10 protein-coding genes and 1 other RNA gene are annotated in these 12,585 nt (G+C 68.0%); 5 read left to right on the top strand and 6 right to left on the bottom strand.

What is annotated here, in order from left to right; all coding sequences use genetic code 11:
- Positions 1-3: 3 nt before the first annotated feature.
- The 6 genes from ahpF to purL all read right to left on the bottom strand — a co-directional run bounded on the left by ahpF (position 4) and on the right by purL (position 9,324).
- Positions 4-1,560 (bottom strand): alkyl hydroperoxide reductase subunit F, encoded by a 1,557-nt coding sequence (ahpF, locus tag BM214_RS01480; RefSeq protein WP_090483439.1) that lies wholly within the window; start codon positions 1,558-1,560, stop codon positions 4-6.
- Positions 1,561-1,673: 113 nt separating this feature from the next.
- Positions 1,674-2,237, bottom strand: a complete 564-nt coding sequence (gene ahpC / locus BM214_RS01475) for an alkyl hydroperoxide reductase subunit C (RefSeq protein ID WP_090483438.1) — start codon at positions 2,235-2,237, stop codon at positions 1,674-1,676.
- A gap of 143 nt (positions 2,238-2,380) precedes the next feature.
- Positions 2,381-3,838 carry a nuclease-related domain-containing protein gene (locus tag BM214_RS01470; RefSeq protein ID WP_090483437.1) on the bottom strand — a complete coding sequence of 486 codons (1,458 nt, stop codon included), beginning with the start codon at positions 3,836-3,838 and terminating at the stop codon, positions 2,381-2,383.
- A 184-nt stretch (positions 3,839-4,022) separates the two neighbouring features.
- Positions 4,023-4,754 carry a glycosyltransferase gene (locus BM214_RS01465; RefSeq protein ID WP_090483436.1) on the bottom strand — a complete coding sequence of 244 codons (732 nt, stop codon included), beginning with the start codon at positions 4,752-4,754 and terminating at the stop codon, positions 4,023-4,025.
- Between the two features lie 32 nt (positions 4,755-4,786).
- Complete coding sequence (locus tag BM214_RS01460) at positions 4,787-5,437, bottom strand: TIGR04282 family arsenosugar biosynthesis glycosyltransferase (RefSeq protein ID WP_177217546.1); 651 nt, start codon at positions 5,435-5,437, stop codon at positions 4,787-4,789.
- 11 nt (positions 5,438-5,448) lie between these two features.
- Complete coding sequence (purL, locus tag BM214_RS01455) at positions 5,449-9,324, bottom strand: phosphoribosylformylglycinamidine synthase (RefSeq protein ID WP_090483434.1); 3,876 nt, start codon at positions 9,322-9,324, stop codon at positions 5,449-5,451.
- A gap of 145 nt (positions 9,325-9,469) precedes the next feature.
- Here purL and ssrA point away from each other — a divergent pair.
- From ssrA to tnpC, 5 genes are all read left to right on the top strand, one after another.
- Positions 9,470-9,824, top strand: a transfer-messenger RNA (tmRNA) gene (ssrA, locus tag BM214_RS01450).
- Positions 9,825-9,977: 153 nt separating this feature from the next.
- On the top strand, positions 9,978-10,325 hold the full coding sequence (locus BM214_RS01445) for an Arm DNA-binding domain-containing protein (protein ID WP_244887803.1): 348 nt from the start codon (positions 9,978-9,980) through the stop codon (positions 10,323-10,325).
- Positions 10,326-10,693: 368 nt separating this feature from the next.
- Complete coding sequence (gene tnpA, locus BM214_RS01440) at positions 10,694-11,074, top strand: IS66 family insertion sequence element accessory protein TnpA (protein WP_143096326.1); 381 nt, start codon at positions 10,694-10,696, stop codon at positions 11,072-11,074.
- Positions 11,071-11,436: an IS66 family insertion sequence element accessory protein TnpB gene (tnpB, locus tag BM214_RS01435; protein WP_090483432.1), complete on the top strand. Its 366-nt coding sequence runs from the start codon at positions 11,071-11,073 to the stop codon at positions 11,434-11,436. The genes tnpA and tnpB overlap by 4 nt, the downstream gene beginning before the upstream one ends.
- A gap of 59 nt (positions 11,437-11,495) precedes the next feature.
- Positions 11,496-12,585, top strand: a 1,090-nt coding sequence (gene tnpC / locus BM214_RS12350; RefSeq protein ID WP_143096325.1) for an IS66 family transposase, incomplete at its 3' end; no start/stop codon positions are given.

Below are 12,585 nucleotides of genomic sequence, written 5' to 3'. Positions count from 1 at the left end.
GCGTCAGCGGCGGATCAGATGATCGAAGGCCCCCAGGGCCGCCCGGGCCCCCTCCCCCATGGCGATGACGATCTGCTTGTAGGGCACGGTGGTTACGTCCCCGGCAGCAAAGACCCCGGGCACCGTGGTCATGCCATGGGCATTGGTGACGATCTCCCCGCGCCCGGAGAGCTCCACGGCGCCCCCCTGCAGCCATTCGGTGTTGGGCACCAGACCGATCTGCACGAAGATCCCGTCCAGGGACAGGGTATGCACGGCATCGGTATCCCGGTCCTTATAGGTCAGCCCCGTCACGCGGCTGCCGTCCCCCTCCACCCGGGTGGTCTGGGCATGGCGGATCACCTGCACGTTGGGCAGGGCGCGGAGCTTTTCCTGCAACACGGCATCGGCCCGCAGTTCGTTCATGAACTCCACCAGGGTGACCTGGGCCGCCATGCCCGCCAGATCGATGGCCGCCTCCACACCGGAATTCCCTCCGCCGATCACAGCCACCCGCTTGCCCTTGAACAGGGGGCCGTCGCAGTGGGGGCAATAGGCCACCCCGTGGCCCCGGTACTCCCGCTCCCCGGGCACCCCCATTTCCCGCCAGCGGGCCCCCGTGGCCAGGATCACGGACTTGCTGCGCAGGCAGGCCCCGGACTCGAAACGCACCTCATGCAGGCCGGAGGCATCCTGCGCCGGAACCAGGGCCACCGCCCGCTGCAGATCCATGAGGTCCACGTCGTACTGGCGCACATGGGCCTCCAGGTCGGCGGCCAGCTTCGGCCCCAGGGTATGGGACACGGAGATCAGATTCTCGATGCCCTGGGTGTCCAGCACCTGACCGCCGAGGCGCTCCGCCGCCAGGCCCGTGCGCACCCCCTTGCGCGCGGCGTAGATGGCCGCCGCCGCCCCGGCGGGACCACCCCCCACCACCAGCACGTCGAAGGCGGACATGGCATTGAGGCGTTCCGTCTCCCGCGCCGTGGAGGCGCTGTCCACCCGGGCCAGGATCTGATCCAGGGTCATGCGCCCCTGGTCGAAGGGCTCGCCGTTGAGGAACACGGCGGGGACCGACATCACCTCCCGCGCCGACACCTCCTCCTGGAACAGGGCCCCGTCGATGGCCACGTGGCGCACGCGGGGGTTGAGCACCGCCATCAGGTTCAGGGCCTGCACCACATCCGGGCAGTTCTGGCAGGACAGGGAATAATAGGTCTCGAAATGCAGGTCCTCGTCCAGGGCGCGGATGCGCTGTGCCTGCGCATCGCTCACCCTGGGCGGGTGCCCCCCCACCTGCAGCAGGGCCAGCACCAGGGAGGTGAACTCGTGTCCCAGGGGGATACCGGCGAAGATCACCCCCGTTTCCTCCCCGGGACGACGGATGGCAAAGGACGGGGTCCGGGCCTCATCCCCGTCGGTGCGCAGGGTCACCCGTTCCGAGAGTTCCGCGATCTCCTGCAGGAGGGCGTGCAGGTCACGGGACTTCTGCCCCGCATCCAGGGTGGCCACCAGCTCCACGGGCTGGCTGATCTTGTCCAGGTGCTGCCTGAGTTGTTCCTTGAGTCGGGCATCCAGCATGCCGGCGGGACCTCATCGTGTGATGCTGCGTAGCGGGGGCGCGCCCCCGGCGTGACGACGCCCGGGAGGACCCGGGCGTCGTGGCGATCCCCACGGTGGGGAGAAGGCGGGTCTCAGATCTTGCCCACCAGGTCCAGGGACGGCTCCAGGGTCTCCTCCCCTTCCTGCCACTTGGCCGGGCACACCTCGTTGGGATGCGCCGCCACGTACTGGGCCGCCTTCACCTTGCGCAGCAGCTCCTCCGCGTTGCGGCCGATGTTGCCGGCGTTGATCTCCACGATCTGGATCTTCCCTTCCGGGTCGATGACGAAGGTGCCCCGCTCCGCCAGGCCGTCCGACTCGATGAGCACCTCGAAATCCCGGGAGATCTGCAGGGTGGGATCGGCGAGCATGGGGAACTGCAGCTTGCCGATGGTGGCGGAGCTGTCGTGCCAGGCCTTGTGGGTGAAATGGGTGTCCGTGGAGACGCTGTAGATCTCCACCCCCAGCCTCTTGAATTCCTCATACTGGTCCGCCAGATCCCCCAGCTCCGTGGGGCAGACGAAGGTGAAGTCGGCGGGATAGAAGAAGAACACGGACCACTGCCCTTTGAGGCTCTCATCGGTCACCTCGATGAACTCACCGTTGTGATAGGCGGTGGCCTTGAAGGGCTTGACCTGGGTGTGGATCAGGGACATGGAATCACCTCCTCGCTGCATGTAAATAGGATACGCCAGATACCTAGACGCATTCTAAACGGCAGCTTCCGGGAGGCAAATAAGAATTTTTTATGGTGGTACATCCCGTGGAGCATGCCGCGGGAGGTACCACTGGAACGGGCCTACTTCAGGACGTCCCGGATCTCCCGGGGCCAGGAGAAGGAGCGGTTGCCGCCCTTGCCCCTGGCCCGGCCACCATGCTGGCGCCCCTTCTCCGTCAACTCCAGATGCCCCTCGGCATCCCGTTGCAGGAAGCCCCGTTCCTGCATCATCTCCAGGAACGCAGGGGTCTTCATCTTCAGGGAACTGGCGATGCGGGACGAGGGGAGCAGCTCTGCATCGCCCTTGCCGGAGCGGGACGGGCCTTTGCCCTGCCCACCGCTGCCCCGGCCCTTACCCCTGGTGGCGGCCTTGCCGCCCCCGGCGGAGGACGGCTTGTGCGCGGCAGTGGAGGCCTCCGCCTCGCCCTGGGCCGCGGCGGGACGATCACCTTCTTGCTGTTGGGGTTGCCCACCCGCCTGGGCGGGATCGGTCCCCGCGGCCGGGGCCGCCTCCCCGGAAGGGGATGCGGGCGGGGCCTCGCCCACCCCGGTGGGGGCCTGGGCATCGGCGGGCTGCGCCGCACCCTGTCCGCTGCCCCCCTTGCCCTTGCGCGGGGAGCGGCGGGATCGACCGCCCCCGCCCTTCTTACCGGCCGGGGCACCCTCGCCGCCCTCCTGGGCTGGGGTATCGGCCGTCTCCGGGGCCGCGGGCGGTGCCTCTGTGGTGGGTTGGGTCTGGGCCTCCGACAGGCCCTGCGCGGGGGCCGCCTCTTCCGCAGCCGCCTGCGGCGGGATCTGATCCAGTTCCCAGCGTTCCAGATAGTCCAAGGGCTCCAGCTCATGCAGGTCCGCCAGTCCCTGGGCGACATTCTGCAGCGTCTCCCGGCTCACACGATTGAAGGCCGCCTGCACCGCATTCACCACCCCCTGGGAGAGGGAGATCTTCTTCAGGCGCTCGCGTTCGTAGTGACGCACGAACTCGCTGAGCTTGAACACCCGGTCCCCCCAGCGGCTGACGTTCTCCACGTCCACCTGATCGTCATCCCCCAGCACCAGGCAGACCTCCAGGGAATGGGACAGGCGCATCCCCAGGCGCCGCGGCCAGGGCTCCTCCGCCAGGATCTTCTCCAGCAGATCGGCCTTCTCGAAGAGTTCGGGGAAGGCGCGGCGCACGCCCACCCATTCCTGACCCTCGTCGGACCAGACGAACACCTCGCCGAGGGCGTTCACCTTCACCCGCTCGGCCCCCATGAACCCGGAATCCACCAAGGTGAACTGCAGGCTGCGGTTGATGAGCAGATGATCGATCTCCACCACCTGTTCGCCGTAGGGCAGGCGCAGATCGTGGAGCACGGCCACATCGTCGGAGAGCTCCCCCAGATGCAGATCCACCGACTCGGCGAACATGTGCAGTGCGTCCTTCAGGTAGATACGCAGCATCTCCGAATCCACCAACCCCGCCTGATCGGGATAGGCCTCCTTGATGCGCTCAAGCTCCATCAGGTGGGGGGACCGATCATCCGGTTGTTTTATCAACATGTGAGACTCCTTGAAGACGGCTCATGGACTGGGCAAAGCCGGGGCGCCGGTGCAACGCCGTGTCCCAACCCTGCAATCGGGATGGACTAACCCAAAAGTAAAATATTTCCCCCACACAATCAATTACTTATTATTTAAAATTCGGCACATCTCTTGCAATAAATCTTTTGCAGCTGGCGGGGGATCAGGGGCGGTGGTACCAGAAGCGGGTGAAGCGCCTGGAGCGCAGGGCGAAGGGGACCAGCAGCAGCACCAGGGTGGTCCACAGGTGCCGCCAGGGGGAGAACCAGCGGGCCTTGCGCCCGGAGCTTTGCACCGGATGGGCGAGGATGCGAAACGCCTGGCCGCGCCGGCGGCCCTGGCGGGCGAGGCGGCGGGAGAGGAACACCTCCTCGCCGGCATAGACCCGCTCGCTGAAGCCGCCGGCCGCATCGAAGGCCTCGCGGGTGCAGAAGAGATAGCAACCGGCGGCCACGCCCAGGGCCCTGGACAGGTGGTTCCAGAGCGCCTGCCCCCAGCGGTAAAAGGCCCGGTCCAGCTGGTCCAGCCGCACCTGTGCCCCGCCGCCGCAGACCTCCCCGCTGCGCAAGGCGCGCAAGGTGGCGTTCAGCAATTCCGCATCGGGCCAGGTATCGGCATCCACGAACAGCAAGAACCGGCCCCGGGCGGCGGCCGCCCCGGCATTGCGGGCGCGGGCGATGCGGCGTTCGGGCTCGTATACCACCCGCGCCCCCCGCTCCCGGGCGATGCGGGCCGTGGCGTCGCTGGAGGCGTTGTCGGTCACGATCACCTCCGCCTGCACCCGGGCCCCGGCACAGGCGGCGTAGACCGCATCCAGGGCACCACCGATCCACTCCGCCTCGTTCCAGGCGGGGAGGATGACGGAGAGCTCGGGGGCCTCGGTGGGATCGCCCATGGCTTCGAGGGTAGCGTCCCGCAGCGGCGGTGTCACTCGTTCAGGGCCAGGGCCGCCGGGCTGAGCCAGGGGTAATGCTCGCGCAGGGCCTCCCAGTCCTGCGGCGTACCCAGGTTGTGCCGGGGCGGCAGTTCGTGCCAGCGCCAGCCCAGGGCCTGCAGGCGCGGGCGCAGCTGCGCCATCACCCGGTCCGACCCCCATTCCAGGGCCTGGAACAGACCGGGATCGGCGCGGCGCAGCCCCAGCAGCACGCAACCGCCGTCATGGGCGGGCCCGAGCACGGCATCGGCCCCGGCGCGCAGCTGCGCGGCGGCCTCGCGGATATCCTGTACGGTGGTCTCCGGGCAGTCGGTGCCCATGACCATGGCGGCGGGGAAGCACTCCAGGGCCCGCTCCAGGGCCTCGTGCAGGCGGGCCTGCAGGTTCACGCCCTCCTGGGAGGCCAGGGCCACGCCGTAGTCCACCGCCAGCTTGCGCAGGAAGGGATGCCTTGAATCCGGCGCCCCGTGGATGATCACCGAACCGCAGTCGGCGGCACAGGCCACGGTGAGGGTATGGCGCACCAGGGCCTTGTGCACCCGACAGGCGTCCTCGGCGCCGATGACCGGGATGAGCCGCACCTTGGTACGCCCGGGCACGGGGGCACGGGTGAAGACGAGGACGGGGATGCCCTGCTCCTGCATGGCCATCCCCTTCAGCCCACCCAGGCCCGGGCGTTGCGGAACAGGCGCATCCAGGGCCCGTCCTCACCCCATTCCTGCGGATGCCAGGAGTACTGCACGCTGCGAAAGACCCGTTCCGGATGGGGCATCATGAGGGTGACGCGGCCATCGTCGCTGGTCAGGCCGGTGATGCCCCCGAGGGAGCCGTTGGGATTGAAGGGATAGCGCTCCGTGGCCCGCCCATCATGATCCACGTAGCGCAGGGCCACGGCGGCGGAGGCCGCGTCGCCCGCATCGGAGAAGACCACCCGCCCCTCCCCGTGGGCCACGGCGATGGGCATGCGCGAACCGGCCATGCCCTGCAGCAGCACGGAGGGGCTGTCCACCACCTCCACCAGGGAGAGGCGGGCCTCGAACTGCTCGCTACGGTTGCGCACGAACCGGGGCCAGTGGGCCGCGCCGGGGATCAGGTCCTTGAGCCGGGAGAGCATCTGGCAGCCGTTGCACACCCCCAGGGCGAAGGTGTCCGGGCGGTGGAAGAAGGCCTCGAAGTCCTCCCGCAGGCGGGCGTGGAAGAGGATGCTCCGGGCCCAGCCGCCGCCGGCCCCGAGCACATCCCCGTAGGAGAACCCGCCGCAAGCGGCCAGGCCCTGGAACGCAGACAGGTGCACGCGCCCCTCCAACAGATCGGTCATGTGCACATCCACGGCGGTGAACCCGGCGCGGTGGAAGGCGGCGGCCATCTCCAGCTGGCCGTTGACCCCCTGCTCCCGCAGGATGGCCACCCGCGGACGGGCACCGGTGTGGACCTGGGGCGCCGGGTCTACGGCGGGATCGAAGGTGAGCCGGGCCGACAGCCCCGGATCGTCGTCCCGGGCCAGGGCCTCGAAGGCCTCCCGGGCGCAGTCCGGGTCGTCCCGCAGGGCCTGCATGCGGTAGCTGGTCTCGGCCCAGCACTGCTGCAGGGCGGCGCGGGTCTCGGCAAAGAGCTCCCGGTGGCCGTGGCGCAAGACGATGCGCCCGCTGCCGTGCGGGCGGCCGATGACATGGCTGTGGTGGGCCAGACCCGCCTCCTGCAGGGCGGAGAGGACCTCCTCGGTGTCCTCGTGGCGCACCTGGATCACCGCCCCCAGCTCCTCGCTGAACAGGGCCGCCACGGGATCCTCCCCCAGGTCGTCCAGGTGCACTTCCAAACCGGTGCGGGCGGCGAAGGCCATCTCGCAGAGGGTGGCCAAAAGCCCGCCATCGGAGCGGTCGTGATAGGCCAGCAAGAGGCCCTCCCGGCGCAGGTCCTGGATCACGGCAAAGAAGCGCGCCAGCATCTCCGGATCGTCCAGATCCGGGGCGTGGTGGCCCACCTGCCCCAGCACCTGGGCCAGGGCGGACCCGGCCAGGCGGTTGTGCCCCTTGCCCAGGTCGATGAGGATCAGGTCCGTATCGCCAAGATCGGTGCGCAGTTGCGGCGTCAGGGTATGGCGGATGTCCGCCACCGGGGCGAAAGCGGACACCACCAGGGACAGCGGCGCGGTCATCTCCCGCTCCTCCCCGTCCACTTCCCAGACGGTGCGCATGGACAGGGAATCCTTGCCCACGGGGATGCAGATCCCCAGGCGCGGGCACAGGGCCTCGCCCACGGCGCGCACGGTGTCGAACAGGGCGGCATCCTCGCCGGGATGACCGGCGGCGGCCATCCAGTTGGCCGACAGGCGCACCTGCCCCAGGGCCTCCACCGCCGCCGCGGCGATGTTGGTGATGGCCTCGCCGATGGCCATGCGCCCGGAGGCGGCGGGATGGGCCAGGGCCACCGGGGCGCGCTCGCCCATGGCCATGGCCTCGCCGGTGTAGCCGTCGTGGTCGCTGGCGGTGACGGCCACGTCCGCCACCGGCACCTGCCACGGCCCCACCATGGGGTCCCGGGCCACCAGGCCGGTGACGCTGCGATCGCCGATGGTGATGAGAAACTCCTTGGAGGCCACCGCCGGCAGGCGCAGCACCCGCCGCACCAACTCCTCCAGGGGGTACCCGGAGGCATCCACCTCCGGGCGGTGGAAGGTGCGGTGATGCACGTCCCGCAGCATCTTGGGGGGCTTGCCCAGGAGCACCTCCATGGGCAGGTCCACCGGATTGTTCTGCCCCTGGGCATCCCCCACCAGCAACTGGCGGTCGGCGGTGGCCGTGCCGATGACGGCATAGGGTGCCCGCTCCCGCTCGCACAGGGCGGCGAACCGCTCCAGGCGGTCGGCGTCCACCGCCAGCACATAGCGCTCCTGGGCCTCGTTGCACCAGATCTCCATGGGGGAGAGATCCGCCTCGGCGGAGGGCACGGCGCGCAGCTCGATGCGCCCGCCCCGGCCGGCATCATCCAGGATCTCCGGCACGGCATTGGACAGCCCCCCGGCCCCCACGTCGTGGATGGAGAGGATGGGGTTGTCCGTCCCCAGGGCGGTGCAGCGGTCGATGACCTCCTGACAGCGGCGCTGCATCTCCGGGTTGCCCCGCTGCACCGAGGCGAAATCCAGGTCCTCGGCGCTCTCGCCGCTGGCCACCGACGAGGCCGCGCCGCCGCCCAGGCCGATGAGCATGGCCGGCCCCCCCAGCACCACGATGGGCGTCCCCTCCGGCAGCGGCGCCTTCTCCACGTGTTCGCGGCGGATGCTGCCCATGCCACCGGCGATCATGATGGGCTTGTGATAGCCCTTGAGCGCCTCGCCGTCGGGCCCCGGGGCCTGCATCTCCAGGGTGCGGAAATAGCCCGCCAGGGCCGGACGGCCGAACTCATTATTAAAGGCGGCGGCGCCGATGGGCCCCTCCAGCATGATCTCCAGGGCCGATTCGATGCGCCCCGGACGGCCGAAATCCCGCTCCCAGGGCTGCTCGAACCCGGGGATGCGCAGGTTGGACACGGAGAACCCGGTGAGCCCCGCCTTGGGCTTCGAACCGCGGCCGGTGGCCCCCTCGTCGCGGATCTCCCCGCCCGCGCCGGTGGCCGCCCCGGGGAAGGGAGAGATGGCCGTGGGGTGGTTGTGGGTCTCCACCTTCATGAGGATGGGCAGATCGCCAGTCACCGGGCGGTATTCCCCCGTATCGGCATCGGGCATCAGGCGGCGGGCCACGTGGCCCTCGATCACCGAGGCATTGTCCCGGTAGGCGGAGAGCACCCCATCCGGGGCCTGATCGTAGGTGTTGCGGATCATGGCGAACAGGGAACGCTCCTGGGGGCGGCCGTCGATGATCCAGCTGGCGTTGAAGATCTTGTGGCGGCAGTGCTCGGAGTTGGCCTGGGCGAACATCATCAGTTCCACGTCCGAGGGATCCCGCCCCAGGGCCTCGTAGGCCTCCACCAGGTAATCCAGCTCGTCCTCGCTCAGGGCCAGCCCCAACTCGGCGTTCACCTCCGCCAGGGACCGGCGGGGCTCGTCCCCCAGGGGGATCACCCGCAGCGGCCGCGCCGGCGCGGTGGCGAACAGCCCCTCCGCCTGCTCCTCCCCGCGCAGCACCGTCTCGGTCATGCGATCATGCAGCAGGGGCAGCAGCGCCTGCAGCTCCCCATCCTCCAGCGCCCCTTCGCTGTCGATCCAATAGACCCGACCACGCTCGATGCGCCGCACCGCCTCCAGGCCACAGTGGTGAATGATGTCCGTGGCCTTGCTGGACCAGGGGGAGATGGTGCCCAGGCGCGGCACCACCCACAGGGCCGCCCCGCAACCGTCCGCACCGGGCCCCTCCCCTTCCGTCAGCAGCCGCTCCAGGAGCGCGTGCTCGGCCTCGTCCAGCTCCCGCTCCGTGTCCACGAAGTACACAAAGCGCGCCGCCACGCCACATACGGCCGGCACCCGCTGGCGCAGGGCCTGCAGCAGACGCTCGCGACGGAAGGCGGAGAGGGCGGCGGGACCAGAAAGAGACAGCATGGAGTCACCCCGGGGGTTGAAGCGGTGGGAAAAGGCCCCAATGATACTGGAAACCGCCCGCCCCCGGGTCCCCCGTGGCGAGCGGATCCCATGGATGGGTGACACGGAACCACGGGGCGGGTATCCTGTCCAATGAAACAACACCGGGGGCGACCTGGCTTCGACGTGGGTCGCGAAACCTGAGGTGCATGCCGAGGATACAGCTTACCTCGTAAATCATGCTGTAACGCTAATAGTTGCCAACGACGACAACTACGCTCTGGCCGCTTAAAAACCGGTCAGCCACCGACGGGACTTGCTTGTGGGTTCTACTCGGTGGTCATCGCACACAAGCTCGCGGAGCGGACCTGCCCGGGTCTTAACCGTTAAAACCGAGCGGGCTCGCGCCAAGGCATCCTGTCCGTCGGAGGCCGCGGCGTTAACCGAAAAGACGGACTAAGCATGTAGTACCAAGGGCGTAGGTCCTGCGGACGCGGGTTCGATTCCCGCCGCCTCCACCAATTCAACATCCAGCACCATCCAACGAAGTCCTCAAGCCCGCGTAAAAGCGGGCTTTTTCTTTGTCCGGCCATCCAGCAAGGGGCAACAGGATTCGTTGACATCCGGGGGCAACATTCGGGGCAAGTGAGTTGCCTCCGCAGGGAGTTCCCCCCATGCCGCTGACCGACACCGCCATCCGCAACGCCAAGCCCGCCGACAAGGCCCGCAAGCAGTTTGACGGTGGCGGGCTGTATCTGGAAGTTGCCCCAAGCGGGGGCAAGTGGTGGCGACTGAAGTACCGCTACGGGGGCAAGGAGAAGCGGCTTTCGCTTGGCGTCTACCCCGATGTGCCCCTGAAGGATGCCCGCGAGCGCCGCGATGAGGCGCGCAAGCTGCTGGCCAACGACATCGACCCCAGCGAGCACCGCCAAGCGCAGAAGGCCGCGAAGGAAGACCGGGTGGCGAACAGCTTCGAGGCCGGCGCGAAGGTGACCTCCCTCCACGAGAACCGCAGCGCCTGACCGCTTTGAAGGAGCCCCGACCCCTTCCAGCATTATGTTCCATTGCCGACCACCGACCCTGGCTGAGTAGGCCGCACCGGACCTTTACCGAAGCCGCAGGCAATTGGGGGCGGGACAAATCCGCCGGGAGTGGATTTGGACGCACGTAGTGCGCCCGAAGGGGGCGCGCCAAGGTTGGCGCGCACCAAAGCGCAGCGCCGTGCGGGGGCGCGGCAGGCTGGGCGCGGCGGCTGTCAAGGTGGTTGTCGCCTGAGAGCACATCGTTATGCAGCCATTTTGTACCTGTCCGGTAGCCCCCGTATTCCATAGCCCCCACTGATCCTCCATCGTCACCGGTACGATCTCAAGCAATAGAGGGGATGTGGCGGATGAGCAGAGGTATCCGACAGCGCAAGCGCACTTTCTGGAAGGATCTGGTCCAGCAGTGGGCGGCCTCAGGCCAGAGCAAGGCGGCCTTCGCCCGTCAGCATGGGGTCACACCCCGCCAGTTATCGCAATGGGCGGCGCGGTACCCGGAGTGGGTGCTGGGCGAGGCTGAGCCAGGGCGCACGCCTTCGAAGCCGACAGCCGTGCCGCAGCGGTTTTTGGCGGTCCGCACGGTGGAGGACAAGCCCGATCCTGTGGCCCTGTCGCTGCAGCCTGGGGTTGGACCGGTGGTCGTGGCGCTGGGCAATGGCCGACGGTTGGAACTGTATCCGGGGTTCTGCGCGCAGACCTTGAAACGGGCCATGCAGGTGCTGGAGGCATGATCGGCTGGCCCACGGGGATGGCCATCCACCTGGCAGTGGCGCCTGTGGATTTCCGCAAGGCCTTCGATGGCTTGTGTATCGAGATTGTTGAGGTGCTGGAGCGGGATCCACTCAGCGGCGAGCTGTTCGTTTTCCGCAACCGGGCCGGCGACAAGCTCAAGGCCCTGTACTGGGATGGTCAGGGCTTCGTGATGATCTACAAGCGCCTGGAGAAGGGGCGCTTCAAGTGGCCCCACCACGCCGATGGTGATGCAGAGGAGGAGGTTCCACTCTCCCGCAGCCAGTTGCAGGCTTTGTTCGAGGGCATCGACTGGCGGCGCCTGGAAATGCCCCCACGATGCCTTGCCACCGCCACCGGTTAATAGATAATTATTATCTATAAGTCAGCCGCTTAGCGCGCCATGAATGGTAAAATGCGGGCATGTCGAACACCGCTGCACAAGGCCTGCCGACGCCCCCTCCCAACCTGCGCGAGTCTCAACTTCGCGCCGCCGTGGCAGAGCGCGATGAGGTCATCACGCAGCAGTCCCAGCAGCTCGTTCAACTGCAGTCCACGGTCAATGAACTGAGCGAACAACTGCAGCGCCTCAAGGATCAGGTCCTTGAAGCACAACGCAAACACTTCGGGCAAAGCTCCGAACGCGGCCGTTACCTCCAGGAGGATCTATTCCATCCGCTGGAGGCACCAATCCCCGAGCAGGACGAAGAAGAGGCCGCCGCCCAGGCGCCGACGCAACGGCGCAAGACCCAACCGCCCCGGGGCCGCCGTGCCCTGCCACCGGAACTGCCCCGGGAGACGATGCGCTACGACTACGACGATGAAACCCGGGCCCAGCTGGAGGCACAGAACGGTGGCCCGCTGGAAGAGATCGGCGTCGAGGTGACCGAGACCCTCGAGTACGCCCCCGGGCATCTGTACGTCAAGCGCCATGAAGTGCCCAAGTATGCAATCCGGGGTGATCAGGGTGAGCGCACCATCGTCTCCCCACCTCGGCCCTCGCCGCCGATCCCCGGCGCTCAGGTGGGTGCCAGCCTGCTGGCCCATACCGTGATCAGCAAGTTCGCGGATCACCTGCCGCTCAACCGCATCAGTCAGCAGCTGGCCCGGGATGGTTATGACGTTCCCCGCCAGCGGCTGTGCGACTATGTGCTGCTGTCCGCCTCGGTCCTGGCCCCGCTGGCCGACCTCATCCGCCAGGATGCCCTGGCCAGTCCGGTGTTGCACAGCGACGACACCACGGTGCCGCAACTGGAGAAGGGTCGACGACAAACCCGAACCTGTCGCCTGTGGCTCTACCTGGGTCGCGGGCGGGAGGACGGCATCATCCCGGTGTTCTACGACTACACCACCAACCGATCCCAGGAAGGTCCACTGGAACACCTGCGTGACTACCAGGGATATCTGCAAGCCGATGCCTATGCGGGCTACCTCAATGCCGAACGGACCCAGGCGGCGCTGATCTGGTGTGCCTGCTGGTCCCATGCCCGGCGCTCGTTCGAAAAGATCGCCC

The organism is Ectothiorhodospira mobilis (assembly GCF_900114895.1).
GTDB lineage: Bacteria > Pseudomonadota > Gammaproteobacteria > Ectothiorhodospirales > Ectothiorhodospiraceae > Ectothiorhodospira > Ectothiorhodospira mobilis_A.
This window is presented reverse-complemented; position numbering and strand designations above follow the sequence as displayed.